This is a genomic window from Paenibacillus sp. UNC499MF (assembly GCF_900107975.1).
GTDB lineage: Bacteria > Bacillota > Bacilli > Paenibacillales > NBRC-103111 > Paenibacillus_F.
Genome location: NZ_FNVF01000003.1, coordinates 450,564 through 464,689, shown reverse-complemented (window position 1 = coordinate 464,689; position 14,126 = coordinate 450,564). Strand labels below are relative to the sequence as shown.

19 protein-coding genes are annotated in these 14,126 nt (G+C 56.6%); all 19 read left to right on the top strand.

All coding sequences use genetic code 11. The features are described from left to right. Positions 1-54 precede the first annotated feature (54 nt). The 19 genes from C4S74_RS10260 (at position 55) to C4S74_RS10170 (ending at position 14,095) form a co-directional block, all read left to right on the top strand. On the top strand, positions 55-321 hold the full coding sequence (locus C4S74_RS10260) for a YqhV family protein (RefSeq protein WP_103995227.1): 267 nt from the start codon (positions 55-57) through the stop codon (positions 319-321). 68 nt (positions 322-389) lie between these two features. Beyond that, positions 390-1,613 carry a stage III sporulation protein AA gene (locus C4S74_RS10255; RefSeq protein WP_103995226.1) on the top strand — a complete coding sequence of 408 codons (1,224 nt, stop codon included), beginning with the start codon at positions 390-392 and terminating at the stop codon, positions 1,611-1,613. A 4-nt stretch (positions 1,614-1,617) separates the two neighbouring features. After that, on the top strand, positions 1,618-2,139 hold the full coding sequence (gene spoIIIAB, locus C4S74_RS10250) for a stage III sporulation protein SpoIIIAB (RefSeq protein ID WP_103995225.1): 522 nt from the start codon (positions 1,618-1,620) through the stop codon (positions 2,137-2,139). 15 nt (positions 2,140-2,154) lie between these two features. Continuing rightward, a complete protein-coding gene (gene spoIIIAC, locus C4S74_RS10245; RefSeq protein WP_009674926.1) occupies positions 2,155-2,358 on the top strand; it encodes a stage III sporulation protein AC in 204 nt (67 codons plus the stop codon). Positions 2,359-2,368: 10 nt separating this feature from the next. After that, positions 2,369-2,761 (top strand): stage III sporulation protein AD, encoded by a 393-nt coding sequence (gene spoIIIAD, locus C4S74_RS10240; protein WP_103995224.1) that lies wholly within the window; start codon positions 2,369-2,371, stop codon positions 2,759-2,761. Between the two features lie 51 nt (positions 2,762-2,812). Further along, on the top strand, positions 2,813-4,012 hold the full coding sequence (gene spoIIIAE, locus C4S74_RS10235; protein ID WP_103995223.1) for a stage III sporulation protein AE: 1,200 nt from the start codon (positions 2,813-2,815) through the stop codon (positions 4,010-4,012). 141 nt (positions 4,013-4,153) lie between these two features. Further along, on the top strand, positions 4,154-4,948 hold the full coding sequence (locus C4S74_RS10230; protein ID WP_103995222.1) for a stage III sporulation protein AF: 795 nt from the start codon (positions 4,154-4,156) through the stop codon (positions 4,946-4,948). Positions 4,949-4,991: 43 nt separating this feature from the next. Continuing rightward, positions 4,992-5,633 (top strand): stage III sporulation protein AG, encoded by a 642-nt coding sequence (gene spoIIIAG / locus C4S74_RS10225; RefSeq protein ID WP_103995221.1) that lies wholly within the window; start codon positions 4,992-4,994, stop codon positions 5,631-5,633. A gap of 129 nt (positions 5,634-5,762) precedes the next feature. Further along, positions 5,763-6,539 carry a SpoIIIAH-like family protein gene (locus tag C4S74_RS10220; protein WP_103995220.1) on the top strand — a complete coding sequence of 259 codons (777 nt, stop codon included), beginning with the start codon at positions 5,763-5,765 and terminating at the stop codon, positions 6,537-6,539. A gap of 170 nt (positions 6,540-6,709) precedes the next feature. Beyond that, entirely contained in the window at positions 6,710-7,204 is a 495-nt protein-coding gene (gene accB / locus C4S74_RS10215; RefSeq protein WP_103995219.1) for an acetyl-CoA carboxylase biotin carboxyl carrier protein, read from the top strand. Between the two features lie 18 nt (positions 7,205-7,222). Continuing rightward, a complete protein-coding gene (accC, locus tag C4S74_RS10210) occupies positions 7,223-8,581 on the top strand; it encodes an acetyl-CoA carboxylase biotin carboxylase subunit (RefSeq protein WP_103995218.1) in 1,359 nt (452 codons plus the stop codon). Between the two features lie 84 nt (positions 8,582-8,665). Next, complete coding sequence (locus tag C4S74_RS10205; protein WP_103995217.1) at positions 8,666-9,076, top strand: Asp23/Gls24 family envelope stress response protein; 411 nt, start codon at positions 8,666-8,668, stop codon at positions 9,074-9,076. 79 nt (positions 9,077-9,155) lie between these two features. After that, complete coding sequence (gene amaP / locus C4S74_RS10200; protein ID WP_103995216.1) at positions 9,156-9,722, top strand: alkaline shock response membrane anchor protein AmaP; 567 nt, start codon at positions 9,156-9,158, stop codon at positions 9,720-9,722. Between the two features lie 14 nt (positions 9,723-9,736). Beyond that, complete coding sequence (locus tag C4S74_RS10195) at positions 9,737-9,967, top strand: DUF2273 domain-containing protein (RefSeq protein ID WP_103995215.1); 231 nt, start codon at positions 9,737-9,739, stop codon at positions 9,965-9,967. Between the two features lie 104 nt (positions 9,968-10,071). Then, the gene (gene nusB, locus C4S74_RS10190) at positions 10,072-10,533 is read left to right on the top strand and encodes a transcription antitermination factor NusB (RefSeq protein ID WP_103995214.1); all 462 of its coding nucleotides are present in this window, start codon (positions 10,072-10,074) and stop codon (positions 10,531-10,533) included. A 160-nt stretch (positions 10,534-10,693) separates the two neighbouring features. Further along, positions 10,694-11,566 (top strand): bifunctional methylenetetrahydrofolate dehydrogenase/methenyltetrahydrofolate cyclohydrolase FolD, encoded by an 873-nt coding sequence (gene folD, locus C4S74_RS10185; protein ID WP_103995213.1) that lies wholly within the window; start codon positions 10,694-10,696, stop codon positions 11,564-11,566. Positions 11,567-11,569: 3 nt separating this feature from the next. Beyond that, a complete protein-coding gene (xseA, locus tag C4S74_RS10180) occupies positions 11,570-12,937 on the top strand; it encodes an exodeoxyribonuclease VII large subunit (protein ID WP_103995212.1) in 1,368 nt (455 codons plus the stop codon). After that, complete coding sequence (gene xseB / locus C4S74_RS10175) at positions 12,921-13,196, top strand: exodeoxyribonuclease VII small subunit (protein ID WP_103995211.1); 276 nt, start codon at positions 12,921-12,923, stop codon at positions 13,194-13,196. Before xseA ends, xseB begins: the two co-directional genes overlap by 17 nt. An 8-nt stretch (positions 13,197-13,204) precedes the next feature. After that, entirely contained in the window at positions 13,205-14,095 is an 891-nt protein-coding gene (locus C4S74_RS10170) for a polyprenyl synthetase family protein (protein ID WP_258042451.1), read from the top strand. Positions 14,096-14,126: the final 31 nt, after the last annotated feature.

The following is a 14,126-nucleotide window of genomic DNA, read 5'->3' as shown; positions in this document are numbered from 1 at the left end:
GACAGGCCCGCATATGGTGAATCGAATAGCTCTGAAAAAGGAGAGGTGACGGCTGTGATCAACAAAATCGTGCTCACTATGGCGTCCTTGCGCCTGTTGTCGGGTTCGCTGGAAATTATTGCGGCGCTGCTGATGCTCCGCTTCAACCAGATCGAAAAAGCGCTTCTCGTCAATACGGGCCTTGCCATGGCGGGGCCGCTGATTCTTCTGGCGACGACTACCGTCGGACTTGTCGGGATTGCGGAGAAACTTTCGTTCGGCAAAATGCTCTGGGTCGTGGCCGGCGTCAGCTGCATTTTTATCGGCATCCTCAAAAAGTAAACCGACATATTCACTGCACCGGGACATACATATAAAGACAAAGGACAAGACATTCCGGAGGTGAGGCTGTGCTTGCGTCCGTATTCGCCCATCTGCCCGCTTCCATACGGGGGGTACTGGAATCCCTGCCTGAGCATTTGCGCGCGGAGCTGGAAGAAATCCGGATCCGTCAGGACCGTCCCCTGGAGATCGTATTTGACCGGAGCTGCGCGTTCGTTACGCGGGATGGTCTGCCGGACACCGAAGCCTCGCGGGCGTACAGGCCGTCCCGTGAAGAGTGCAAAACTCTGCTCGAACTGTTGACCCGTCATTCCTTCTACTCTTTCGAGGAAGAACTGAAGCGCGGTTATATTACCATTCCGGGCGGTCACCGGGTAGGGCTGGCGGGACGGGTCGTCCTCGAAGGGGGAAGCGTCAAACATATTCGCGATGTCGGCTCGTTTAACATCCGGATCGCGAGGGAACTGCCCGGAGCCGGTAAACCGGTGCTTCCTCATCTGCTCGATCCGGAGTCGGGAAGCGTTCACCATACGCTTCTGATTTCGCCTCCCCAGCTGGGGAAAACGACGCTGATCCGCGATCTGGCGCGGCTGATCAGCAGCGGGGAAGCGTGTTTGCCGGCAGCGGGCTGCGAGGGCGGTCCCGGCGGGACCGGTGCCTCTCCCGGCGGCGGTTCCCGTGCCGGCACTAGCGGCGGCCCGGGCTTGCCGGGCGGAGTGGGAGGAGCCGGGAACCCGTTTTCCGGTGCCGGATCCGCTGCGAGGAACCCGGATCCCGCCCGCCCGTGCGCCGCGCGGGAGACCCCGCGGAGGAGCAATGGCTGGAAAGTCGGCATCGTCGACGAGCGCTCCGAAATCGCCGCTTCCGAGCGCGGGGTGCCGCGATTCGACCTGGGGCCGCGCACCGATGTGCTGGACGCCTGCCCGAAAGCGGAGGGCATGATGATGATGATCCGCTCGATGTCTCCGGAGGTGCTGATCGTGGACGAGATCGGACGCTATGAAGATGCCGAGGCTATCCGCGAGGCCCTTCATGCGGGAATCCGGGTCATCGCCACGGCTCACGGCCGGGACCTGGACGATGTCAAGCGAAGACCCGCCCTCGGGGGGCTTTTCGAAAGCGGCGTTTTCGGCCGCTATGTGATTCTCGGCCGCTCGGCCGCGGGCGGGCGCCTCGTGCACGTGCTGGACGGGGAAGGCCGCCAGCTTGCCGTCTTCGGTGCATACCGTACTCCGGCCGCGGAGAAGGCAGGCGGTTGGAACACTATATTTTCAACCGGCGGAAGGGGATGAAGCGATGTGGATCAAACTTGCGGGAGCCGCTCTCGTGCTCGGAGCCGGAGCTGGCTTCGGATTCGCCAAAGCGAGAAGGTACCGGAGACGGCCGCAGCAGATCCGGGAAGTGATTCAGGCGCTCCAGCGGCTGGAAACCGAAATCGTCTACGGCTCGACGCCATTGCCCGATGCGATGGCAACGCTGAGCGGGCAGACGCGGGCGCCTTTGGCGGGCGTGTTCCGCGAGTTGGCGGACCGCCTGTCGGAGCCGCAAGACGACACGCTGAGCGCCATCTGGCGCGACGCTGTGCAGCACGGCTGGCGGAACTCCGCGATGAAACCGGCCGAGCTGCAGGTCGTCCTCCGGCTCGGGCAGACGCTCGGGGCCAGCGACCGTACCGATCAGGCCAAGCATCTGCGCCTGTCGGTTCTTCAGCTCCAGGCCGAAGAGACAACGGCTGCGGAAGAGCAGAAGCGCTATGAAGCGATGTGGAAAAGCCTGGGCGTGCTGGTGGGAGCATTGATCGTTATTTTGATGTATTAAAGTGGGGTGCCGAGCATGAACGTAGATGTAAACGCCATTTTTCAGATCGCCGGAATCGGGATTATTATCGCCATGATCCATACGGTGCTGAAGCAGATGGGGAAAGAAGACATGGCCCATTGGGTAACGGTCATCGGTTTCGTCGTCGTGCTGTTTATGGTGGTCAGGCTGCTCGATAATTTGTTCCAGGAAATCAAAACCATCTTTTTGTTCCAGTAGGAGGGATGACGTGGAGATTATTCAAATCGTCGGACTCGGCCTGATCGCCACTGTCCTCATCCTCATTATCAAGGAACAGAAGCCGATGTTCGCTTTCCTGCTGGCGGCGTTTACGGGCATTCTGATTTTTCTTTTTCTGGTCGGCAAAATCGCTTCGGTCATCGAAGTGCTCCATAATCTGGCGCAGCAGTCCGGCGTCAACATGGTGTTTTTGAAAACGATCCTCAAAATCATCGGCATCGCGTACATAGCGGAATTCGGTGCGCAGATCGTAAGGGATGCGGGGCAGGAATCGATCGCTTCGAAAATCGAGCTCTCCGGCAAGATTCTCATTATGGTCATGGCCATTCCGATTATTACCGTCATTATCGAAACCGTGATTAAACTGTTTCCGGCCGCCTGAACAACGGGACAAGCCTGAACGGGAGCTGGACCGGATAGGGAGTGGAGAGCATTGGCGCAGCAGATGCCGCAAAGGACGTGGACAATACTTGTCTTATTCGTCGCACTATTCTTAGGCTTTCTCAGCCACACGGGGGCGCAAAGTCAAAATCCCGTCAACCCGATCGATACGCTTGTTAAAGAACAGACGAACCAGCTCGATACGGCGTCTGTCGAGAAGTTCTGGGACAAGCTTATGAAAGATTACGGAGGCTATTTTCCCGAAAACCGGCCTCCGAGCTTTTCCGATCTGATCACCGGGACGAAAGCGTTCGATTTCTCCAACTTGTGGAAAGGGGCGCTAAAATATCTTTTTCACGAAATAGTGGTCAATGGAAAGCTGCTTGTGTCGATTGTGATTCTTACCGTATTCAGCATGCTGCTGGAGACGCTGCAAAGCTCGTTTGAACGCAACAATGTCAGCAAGGTCGCCTTTGTCGTGTCTTATCTGGTGCTCTTGATTATAGCGGTGAACAGCTTTCAGGTAGCTATCGAGTATGCCAACGGAGCGATTTCGTCCATGATTCAGTTTATGATCGCCCTCATGCCCCTTCTGCTGTCTCTGCTCGCTTCTTCGGGGGGAATCACGTCGGTGGCCATTTTGCATCCCCTGATTGTGTTCATGATCCATACCATCGGCACGGTCATCTATGTATTCGTCTTTCCGCTGCTGTTCTTCTCGGCTGTTCTCCATATCGTCAGTTCCATGACGGACAAGTATAAAGTGACCCAACTGGCAAAACTTCTCCAGAAAATCGCCATCGGTACGCTCGGGGTATTCGTGACCGTGTTTCTGGGCGTCATTTCCGTGCAGGGGAGCATGGGGGCCGTAACCGACGGCGTAACGCTGCGAACCGCGAAGTATATCGCGGGCAATTTTATCCCGATTGTCGGCAGACTGTTCTCGGACGCGACGGAGACGGTGCTGGGAGCCTCGCTGCTTGTGAAAAATGCGGTCGGCCTGACCGGAGTCGTCATCGTGATTCTGCTTTGCGCGTTTCCGGCGATCAAAATTTTGGTGCTGGCCCTGATCTACCACATTAGTGCGGCCGTCATGCAGCCTTTGGGTGACAGCCCCATCATCGCCTGTCTGTCCACGATCGGCAAGAGCATGGTGTATGTGTTCGCCGCCTTGTCGGCCGTCGGCCTCATGTTTTTCCTTGCCCTCACGATTATGATAACGGCCGGGAATATCGCCGTAATGGTGCGCTAGGCAGGCAGGACCCGTAAGCATCCGTCAAAAAATTGGCATATCCCGAAATGTTGACGAATATATACAAGCATAGGCGAACAAGCTCAAACAACCTGGAGCTGCCGGACGGGAGCTTGCTCGCCTAAGAAGGAGGCTTGCCCCGTGGATTGGCTAGGCGGTTGGCTCAAGACGGTCGTCGCCCTGATTCTGCTCGCCGCTTTTATCGAGCTGATGCTCCCGACGAACAAGATGCAGCGGTATGTCCGGACGGCGATGAGCCTGTTCATCCTGCTGACGCTTCTTTCGCCCCTGCTGCAGTTGACCCGCAAAAGCTGGGACCCGGCACGGCTTCTCGCCGAGGCTCAGCAGGGGCAGCAGCTTGGGAGCGCCGGGGCGGCCGGCGGACGTCAGGCACCCGCAGGGGTCGGACCTCCCGGCCAGCCGGCATCGCTTCAGGCGGTCATGGAGCAGTCGGACCGGCTTCAGGCCGGCAGCCGGGAGCAGGCCGTCCGCCTGCTGGAAGAGAAGCTGGCCGCCGAGATGAGGCAGACGCTGCAGAAGGAAACGCCTTATCTCATCCGGGACATCCGGGTGAAGGCGGCGGTGGACGGGCAGGGCGCCGCATCGGTGGCCAGCGTCGAGCTGACGCTGGACGACGCGGCACCTGCGGCTGCGGCACCGGACGCCAGCAGCGGCGCCCTCGCGGGTGAGGCCGGAGCATCCGGCATGGGGCCGGTAAAGCCGGTCGCGCCCATCGCCTCCGTGGCGCCCGTGGATGTCCGCATCGGCGGCCCAAGCGGCCCGGGCGACGGTGCCGTTGCCGCACAGACCGGGGAGCAGCCGACCCCGGCGCAGCGGGCAGCGGAGGAGAAGCTCGCCAAGGCCGCAGAGCTTGGCTGGAAGGTTGACCCGTCTCACATTTCGGTGCAATGGACGAAGGAAAAGTCGAAGCTTTAGGAAAACCAGAAGAAGCGGCAGGGAGCGATGGTGAGGTGAGCGGATGGGCTCTTGGAAGCAGTGGAGGAGTAAATGGTTCGGGACAGGCGAGGACGGCAAACGTTCCAATTCCTTTCTTTGGATTGTACTGCTCGGTCTGGTCGGTGCCGCCTTGATGATTTTAAGCTCGTTTCTCAATTTCAAAGAAGTGGAACCCGCCGGCGACAGCCGGGCGTCCCCTTTGTCCCAGCCGGGCAAAGAAACGTTTATAGGCGGAGCGGCCAAGGACAAAACGCCTTTCCGGGAATACGAGGAAGCCTACGAATCCCGGCTCAGGGATATCCTCCGCAAAGTAGTCGGCGTGGGGGATGTGGAAGTGCTGATTACGATTGAATCTACGGAAGAAATCGTCGTGGAGAAGGATTCGAAGGAAAACCAGCAGCTGACGACGGAAAAAGATACGAACGGCGCGAACCGGAATATTTCCCAGGTTACGAAGGAAGGCAAAGTCGTGCTTTATCAGGTGTCGGGCGATCAGCAGCCCCTTGTCGTCAAGACGATTAAACCCAAAGTGAGCGGAGTGCTCGTAGTCGCCAAAGGGGCCGAAGATCTTACCGTCAAGAAGATGATGATCGAAGCCGTCGCCCGGGGCATCGACGTTCCGGTTCACCGGATCTCCATTCTCCCGAGAAAAACAGCCGAATAGCGGGGCTTTGCAAGAAAGCCCAGGCATTCCGGCATAAGTAAGCTAGCAAGTAAGGCAGCAAATCAAGCAGCATGTAAAGCCGTGTGCGGCAATCCCATTACTTATTAATCCGTTAGGAGGAATTATTCTATGAATGCCAAAAGACAAACAATATGGCTCGTTTCCATGCTGAGCCTGATGGTCGTACTGTCCGCCTATTATCTGTTCACCGAGGATGTCAGCAAGGTGGATGTCGCTTCCACGGCTCCTAAAGCGGATGAAGTGAAAATTGATCTGAGCCAGGTATCCCCGGAGCAGGCCGTCGCCGAAGCGGGTAAAGCTTCCGCCACCGATAAAGCGGCCGATGCGAAAGCCGGCGACACGAAAGCGACAGCCGACGCCAAAACTGACGGCAAGACCGATGCCAAGACCGACGTGAAAGCGGAAGCGAAGGCAGGCGATTCCAAGGCGCAGGACACGAAAACGGACGCGACCGCGTCGAAAGACGGCAAAGATGCGGCGGCCGCTCCGGCTTCGGCGGAAGCCAAAGTGAGCCAGCAGACGCAGGCCAGCAGCAAATCCGGCCGTGACTACCTCACGAAGCTCCAGCTCGACCGCCAGGACGCCCTGTCCAAGAAGACCGAAGAGCTGCTGACGCTCATCACCGATAAAAATCAGTCCTCCGAAGCGGTGAGCAAAGCTCAGCAGGAGCTTCAGCAGATCGAGGATACGAATACGCGCGTAACGAATGTGGAGGACGTTCTCTCCAAAGATTACCCGAACGCGGTTCTGACCCAGGACGGAAGCAAGTGGAAAGTGACCGTACAGTCGGATAAACTCGAGAAAAGCCAGGCGGTTTCCATCGTGGAAACCGTGATGAAGGAACTGAAGGTCGGACCCGAAATTTCGGTCCAGTACGTGAAGTAAGCGGCAGGAAAAAAGGCCCGGAATTCGGCCGGGAGAAAGCCTTTAACCCCATAGCTATCAGAAATGGAAAGAGTCCGGACAAACTGGACTCTTTCCATTTCTTGCGGTTGTGATATAATACATACGTCGTATTACGGCATCGGTTCACCATTTTTGAAGGAGTGACATGGATGTTCAAGCTGAGCGAAATTAAAGAATTAATGAAACTAATGGACCAGACGTCCCTGCAGGAACTCGAAATTGAAAACGAGGGTGCGCGTTTGTCGATACGCAAACCTAACAAAACCGAGTCCGTAGTCGTTACGGCGGCTCCCGTGCAGCAAACGTACGCGCCCGCCATTGCTCAAGCGGTACCCGGAAGCGCTCCCGCACAAGTGGCAGCAGAAGCTCCGAAAGCGGATGAACAGAAGGAATCGGATTCTACCTTACATAAAATCGTATCGCCTATGGTAGGCACATTCTACCAGGCTTCCTCTCCGGGATCTGCCCCGTTTGTTTCGAAAGGTTCTAACGTGAACGAGAAATCGGTCGTCTGCATCGTGGAAGCAATGAAGCTGATGAATGAGATCGAAGCGGAAGTAAAAGGCGAAATCGTTGAAATTCTGGTCGAGAACGGCCAACTTGTCGAGTACGGCCAGCCTCTGTTCTTGGTGAAGCCGGAGTAATTGAACGGAGGGAACAAAATGGGTTTTCAGAAAGTCTTAATTGCAAACCGCGGTGAAATTGCCGTGCGGATTATTCGCGCCTGCCGTGAACTTGGCATTCAGACGATTGCCGTCTATTCGGAAGCGGACCGGGACGCTCTTCACGTCCGTCTAGCAGACGAAGCGTACTGCATCGGACCTACGCCTTCCAAAGACAGCTATTTGAATTTTACAAATATCATGAGCGTGGCCACGCTCACCGATACGGACGCCATTCACCCCGGTTACGGGTTTCTGGCGGAAAATGCGGATTTCGCGGAGATCTGCGAAAGCTGCAACATTACGTTTATCGGTCCTTCCCCGGAAGCCATTACCAAAATGGGGGACAAGGCTGTCGCGAAGCAGACGATGAAGGAAGCGGGCGTTCCCGTTATTCCCGGCTCCGACGGGCTGATCGAGGACCTCGACGAAGCCATTTCTCTCGGCCGTGACATCGGTTATCCGCTTATTATCAAAGCGACGGCCGGCGGCGGAGGCAAAGGCATCCGGATCGCCGAAAGCGAGGATATGCTGATCCAGCATATTATGACGGCCCAGCAGGAAGCCCAGCTGAACTTCGGCAACTCCGGCGTTTACCTGGAGAAATACTTGACGGGCATGAAGCACGTCGAGATTCAGATCATAGCGGACAAGCACGGCAACGCGGTCCATCTCGGCGAACGCGACTGCTCGGTGCAGCGCCGCCGCCAGAAGCTGGTCGAAGAGGCTCCTTGCCCGACCTTGTCGCCTGAAATCCGTCAGGCGATGGGGGAAGCTGCCGTACGCGCGGCGAAGGCCGTCAACTATTCCGGTGCGGGAACACTTGAATTTTTGCTCGGGCCGGACGGGAACTTCTACTTCATGGAAATGAATACCCGTATCCAGGTGGAGCATCCGGTGACGGAATACGTTACGGGCGTCGACCTGATCAAGGAAATGATCCGCGCCGCCGAAGGCAACCCGCTTCCGTTTACGCAGGAAGATATTCAGATTAACGGCTGGTCGATCGAATGCCGGATTAATGCGGAAGACCCCGAGCGCAACTTTATGCCTTCTCCGGGACGCATCAACTTCTATCTGCCTCCGGGCGGCATAGGCGTCCGCGTGGACAGTGCGGCTTATCCGGGGTATGTGATTCCTCCGCATTACGATTCCATGATCGCCAAGCTGATCGTATGGGGAGCGACCCGTGAAGAAGCCGTGAACCGGATGAAGCGTGCATTGGCCGAGTTTGAAGTCGAAGGCGTCCATACGACGATTCCTTTTCACTTGAAGCTGCTGAATCATCGCAAATTCCTGAGCGGAGACTTCGATATCAAATTCCTGGAAGAGCACGACGTGAACGACCCGGAATCCTGAGCGGATTCGTTGTCATAAAAATCCCGGAATGGTATAGTATTAAATTAGTGGGCTTATCCCAAACGTGCAGGAGGGTTGCATAGGATGACGATGATTGCAGCGGATTACGAGAAGACAGATATGGGCACCATTCAGATCGCTCCCGAAGTCATAGAAGTGATTGCGGGACTCGCTACCGTCGAGGTTGAAGGCGTGGCCGGCATGAGCGGAGGCTTTGTCAACGGCATTACCGAGCTTCTCGGACGCAAAAACTTTGCCAAAGGCATCAAGGTGGACGTCGGTCAGCGCGAAGCGGCGATCGATGTTTCGATCGTGATGGAATTCGGACACCGGATTCCCGAAGTGGCCGGCAAGATCCAACAGAACGTGAAATTGGCAATCGAATCGATGACAGGGCTGAGTGTCGTGGAAGTAAACGTTCACATTCACGACGTCCAATTCAAGACGGCCGAGAAGCCGGTTGAAGAGGATTCGGCCGCACTGCGCGTAAAATAATAAATAGCAGCGGCTACACACTGACCCCCAACCGCTAAGGACGGGGGTTCCTCACTTATTTCGGAAGGAGCCATTTGCTGTGGTCAAACTATTGGACAGACTCCTGTTATTTCTTTTTAGCCTCGCGATCATGTTCCTTTCCGCCATCGCCGTACTCGCAGCTTTTCAGCTCATTCCGATGAGATCGACCGATTATTTTCTCCAGGATGTGTTCGACAGCGGCTTTACCGTATCCAAGGCATGGGTAATCGGAGCCGGAATCGTTATTTTTCTGATCAGCATCCGCTTTTTTTACATATCTGTCCGCAGAAGCCGTACGCAGGCGCCGTCTATCGACCAGCGCAGCGAGTACGGGGATATCCGGATTTCGGTGGAAACGGTGGAGAATCTGTCGTTGAAAGCGGCCGGAAGAAGCCGTGGCGTACGCGATTTGCGCGCCCGTGTGAAGGTGAGCGAAGCCGGACTCGAGATCGGTATCCGCACCGTAGTGGACGGGGAAACTTCCATTCCGGAAATTACGGAGGAAATGCAGTCCGCGGTCAAGAATCACGTGGAAGAGATTACGGGAATCCCGGTCTCCGTCGTATCCGTGTATGTGGCGAATATCGTGCAGAATACCCCAACGTTTAAAAGCCGGGTAGAATAGAGGTGGGTCCTCTCATGTGGAGAAAATTGTGGCAGGAGCACCCCGGAACGATAACCGGCGGAGGCGCCGGACTTGTTCTGGGCCTGGTCTATCTGTTTTTCGGCTTCTGGGATATGCTGATTTTTGCATTTATCGTGTTCCTGGGGTATTATATCGGCAAAAAAGTAGACCGGGGCGAAGATTTTCTGCTCCCTTTCCAGAACCTTTGGCAATTTCTTACGCAAAAATGGAGAATGTTTCGCTGAAATCCTGGGTTCAACCTTGGATTTTTTTGTTTGGGTTGGATTTAAAATGACGTATACTAGACGTAGACGAACGAACTAGCGGTTTAAGATGTGGGAGGCATACAATGAGGCGTAGAGTAGCCAGAGAAATAGCTTTGCAGAGCTTGTATCAGATCGATATGAACGGGGTTTCGGCGGCGGAAGCGGTGAACGTTGCCGTACATGAGGCGGAGAACGATAACGAGGCCCAGGTAGATCATAAGGAAAAAATTATGCCGGAGTATATCCGCGAGCTCGTGGACGGCACGTTAAGCAACCGGAACCGCATCGACGAGCTGCTGGCCGGTTACCTGAAGGGCTGGAAAATGGACAGGCTTTCCCGCGTAGACCGTGAAGTGCTGCGTCTGGCCGCGTTCGAAATGCTGTTTCAGGAAGATGTCCCGCCGAAGGTTGTCGTTAACGAGGCCATCGATCTGGCAAAGCATTTCGGTACGGACGATTCCGGCAAATTCGTGAACGGCGTACTCGGCAAAATGATCAAAGACGTAGATACGCTGAGGGAAAATATCCGCGGCGGCAAAGAGTAATAAACCGGGCGCACGGTTGTCGGGACTTCTGAGAAGAATTGTCCGGGCAGCTTTGCGCTATCTGCTTATTGCGGGCTACAATAAGGAAATAACAAAGATAACAGGGACACAGGAAAAACAGAGAAAACCATTTCACGGAGAATTAGGGAGGAGAACCGTCATGGCAGCAGAAGTGATTAACGGCAAAGAAATCGTCCGTTCCATTCGGGAAGAAATCAAGCAGGAAGTCGAGGAGCTTTCCGCACGGGGCACGACACCCGGACTTGTGGTGATTATCGTCGGCGACGACCAGGCTTCCCATGTTTACGTCAACAACAAGGAAAAAGCTTGCGCCCAGGTCGGCATCCAGTCTCATGTTCACCGTCTTCCGGCCGATACTTCCCAGGAAGAGCTTGTCAAGCTGATCCACGAATATAACCGTAACACGGAATTTCACGGAATTCTCGTCCAGTCTCCGCTTCCAGGCCACATCAACGAGGAGCAGGTCGTAGATGAGATTACTCCGGAGAAGGATGTGGATTGTTTCCACCCGGTTAACGTGGGTAATCTGATGATCGGCAAAGAAGGCATGCTTCCTTGTACGCCGGCAGGCGTTATGGAAGTGCTGAAAAAAATCGGCGTGTCCCCGGCCGGCAAACATGCCGTTGTCGTCGGAAGAAGCAATATCGTCGGCAAGCCGATGGCGATGCTGCTGCTCCGCGAGCATGCTACGGTTACAATCTGCCACTCGCGCACGCCGAACCTGCAGGATATTACACGCCAGGCGGACATTCTCGTTGCGGCGGTTGGCAAAGCCGGCGTGATTGAAGACCGGCACGTGAAACCGGGCGCGGTCGTGATCGACGTCGGGATGAACCGCAACGCCGAAGGCAAGCTGTGCGGTGATGTCGATTTCGATGCCGTCAAAGAAATCGCGGGCTACATTACACCGGTTCCGGGATGTGTAGGTCCGATGACCATCACGATGCTGCTCAAGAATACGCTGAGCTCGGCCCGCCGCGCGTCCAATACGGGTACAGAAGCGGGCGTGTAACGCATGAGCGAGCGCGCCGTATTATCCATTAGGGATCTCAACCGCTATATCAAAATGAAGCTCGAAGGCGACAACCGCCTTCAGGACGTTTGGGTGCGCGGTGAGATTTCCAACTTTACGCATCATTCCAGCGGCCATATGTATTTTACGCTTAAAGATAAAGACAGCCGCCTCAAGAGCATCATGTTCGCGTCGTACAACCAGCGGCTTCCTTTCCGTCCGAAGGAAGGGACGATGGTGATCGCCCGCGGGAACGTTTCGGTCTACGAACGGGACGGGCAGTACCAGTTCTACGTCACGCAGATGCAGCCGGACGGAATCGGCGGCTTGTACCTCGCGTTCGAGCAGCTCAAACAGAAGCTCGAGAGCGAGGGCTTGTTCCGCACCGAGCGGAAGAAACCGATTCCCCGGATGCCGAAGGCCGTCGGCGTGATCACATCGCCGACGGGGGCCGCCGTCCGGGACATAATTATCACCCTGCAGCGGCGGTTCCCGAATGTGCCGATTCTGCTGTTTCCGGTGCTGGTGCAGGGCGCTCAGGCCGCTCCGTCCATCGTCCGGGCCATCGAGACGATGAACAGGCTCGGTGAAGTCGACGTGCTGATCGTCGGCCGGGGCGGGGGTTCGCTGGAGGAGCTGTGGGCGTTCAACGAAGAAGTCGTTGCCCGCAGCATCTTCGCCTCCGCGATCCCCGTCATCTCGGCCGTCGGCCACGAGACCGACTTCACCATCGCGGATTTCGTCGCCGACCTCAGGGCGGCGACGCCTACGGCCGCGGCGGAGCTGGCGGTGCCTCACCATCTGGAGCTGAAGCAGCAGATGGCTCATCTCCGCCAGCGCCTGCACCGCGGCCTGCTGCAGCAGCTGCAGCGTCGTCAGGACCGGCTGGACCGGCTCCGCCGCTCGCCTTACCTGACCAATCCGCACCGGCAGCTTCTGCAGCATCCGGCCCAGCGGCTGGACCGGCTGGGCGAGCAGCTTTCTTTCCGCATGCGTCAGCTTGTCGGCCGGGCCGGCGACCGCCGCATGCGTCTGGAGCGCACCCTGTCGGGCTTCAACCCGCAGGAGCAGGTGCGTTACGCCCGCAAGCGCGTGGAAGGCGCGGAGCGGGCGCTCACTCTGGCGATGCAGGGCGTCGCCAGGGGCCGCAGGCAGCAGCTTGTATCCACGCTGCGCCACCTGGATGCGCTGAGCCCGCTGAAAGTGATGCAGCGGGGATACAGCCTTGTTTACGACGAGAAAGAAAAACGCGTATTAAATTCGATCGAGCAGGTTCAGATCGGCGATATGGTCCGAGTTCAGCTGACCGACGGACGGCTCGACTGCCACGTCTGGGCGATGGAGGAGAAAACAAATGGGGAACGAAAGTAATTTGCAGGAAGAAACCGCCATCAGCTTCGAGGAAGCGATGGACAAGCTGGAAGGAATCGTAGCGAAGCTGGAGAGCGGAGATGTGCCTCTCGAGCAGGCGATCGAGCTGTACCAGGAAGGCATGAAATTGTCTCATCTGTGCGGCCAGAAGCTTGAGGTGGTGGAGAAGAAGATCGAAATGCTCGTGGAAAGCGAAGCCGGTCTTTCGAAGAAGCCGTTCGGAGCCAATATGATCGAGGACAAAGGGGAATCCCGTTGAACAACGACATGAACATCCAAGAATATATCGCTTCTTATGCGAAAGAAATCGAGGGAGAGCTTCAGGAGCTGTTTCCCCGGATTTGGGACATTCCGGATGTGCTGCGGCAGTCCGCCCAGTATTCGATCGACGCGGGAGGCAAACGGCTTAGGCCGATACTTGTCCTTGCCGCGGCGGAAGCCCTGGGAGGACGCAAGGAAGCCGCTATGCCGGTAGCCTGCGCCATCGAAATGGTTCATACGTACTCGCTGATTCACGATGATTTGCCTGCCATGGATAACGATGACTACCGGAGGGGCAAACTAACCAACCATAAAGTTTACGGAGAAGCGATGGCCATCCTTGCCGGAGACGCTCTGCTGACTCAGGCGTTCTACAGCGCTTCACAGGCGCGCAGGCATGGCGTTCCGGCCGAACAAGTACTGACGATTGTCGAGGAGCTGGCCGAATATTCCGGCGCCCGGGGAATGGTCGGCGGACAAGTGGCCGACATGAAGGGCGAGCAGGGGATTACGGAACTGAGCGGCCTGGAATATATTCATCAGCACAAAACGAGCGATCTCATTATTTTCTCGCTCCGCGCGGGCGGCCGGATAGCCGGGGCGGACGACAGGCAGCTTGAAGCGCTTACGGACTTCGGCCGCTCGATCGGGCTGGCGTTTCAGATCCAGGACGATATTCTGGATGTGACCGGCACGCAGGAGAAGCTGGGCAAAGCCGTAGGCAGCGACGAGAAGCAGCAGAAGGTGACGTATCCTTTTTTCATCGGGCTGGAGGAATCGGAACGGCGGGTCGCCCAATTGACGGACGAGGCCAAAACGGCGATCTCCGGAGGGGTTCTGCCGGATCCGCGGAGACTGCTTGAGCTGGCCGATTACCTGATGAAGCGTGACCGTTGAAATTGTGGTATAATGGTAAAATAAAATACAC

What these genes read in the sequence shown, in the direction of transcription:
- spoIIIAB (WP_103995225.1), top strand. Translation starts at nt 1,618, where the DNA reads ATGTGGATCAAACTTGCGGGAGCCGCTCTCGTGCTCGGAGCCGGAGCT.
- spoIIIAC (WP_009674926.1), top strand. Translation starts at nt 2,155, where the DNA reads ATGAACGTAGATGTAAACGCCATTTTTCAGATCGCCGGAATCGGGATT.
- spoIIIAG (WP_103995221.1), top strand. Translation starts at nt 4,992, where the DNA reads ATGGGCTCTTGGAAGCAGTGGAGGAGTAAATGGTTCGGGACAGGCGAG.
- C4S74_RS10220 (WP_103995220.1), top strand. Translation starts at nt 5,763, where the DNA reads ATGAATGCCAAAAGACAAACAATATGGCTCGTTTCCATGCTGAGCCTG.
- accB (WP_103995219.1), top strand. Translation starts at nt 6,710, where the DNA reads ATGTTCAAGCTGAGCGAAATTAAAGAATTAATGAAACTAATGGACCAG.
- accC (WP_103995218.1), top strand. Translation starts at nt 7,223, where the DNA reads ATGGGTTTTCAGAAAGTCTTAATTGCAAACCGCGGTGAAATTGCCGTG.
- C4S74_RS10205 (WP_103995217.1), top strand. Translation starts at nt 8,666, where the DNA reads ATGACGATGATTGCAGCGGATTACGAGAAGACAGATATGGGCACCATT.
- C4S74_RS10195 (WP_103995215.1), top strand. Translation starts at nt 9,737, where the DNA reads ATGTGGAGAAAATTGTGGCAGGAGCACCCCGGAACGATAACCGGCGGA.
- nusB (WP_103995214.1), top strand. Translation starts at nt 10,072, where the DNA reads ATGAGGCGTAGAGTAGCCAGAGAAATAGCTTTGCAGAGCTTGTATCAG.
- folD (WP_103995213.1), top strand. Translation starts at nt 10,694, where the DNA reads ATGGCAGCAGAAGTGATTAACGGCAAAGAAATCGTCCGTTCCATTCGG.
- xseA (WP_103995212.1), top strand. Translation starts at nt 11,570, where the DNA reads ATGAGCGAGCGCGCCGTATTATCCATTAGGGATCTCAACCGCTATATC.
- xseB (WP_103995211.1), top strand. Translation starts at nt 12,921, where the DNA reads ATGGGGAACGAAAGTAATTTGCAGGAAGAAACCGCCATCAGCTTCGAG.
- C4S74_RS10170 (WP_258042451.1), top strand. Translation starts at nt 13,205, where the DNA reads ATGAACATCCAAGAATATATCGCTTCTTATGCGAAAGAAATCGAGGGA.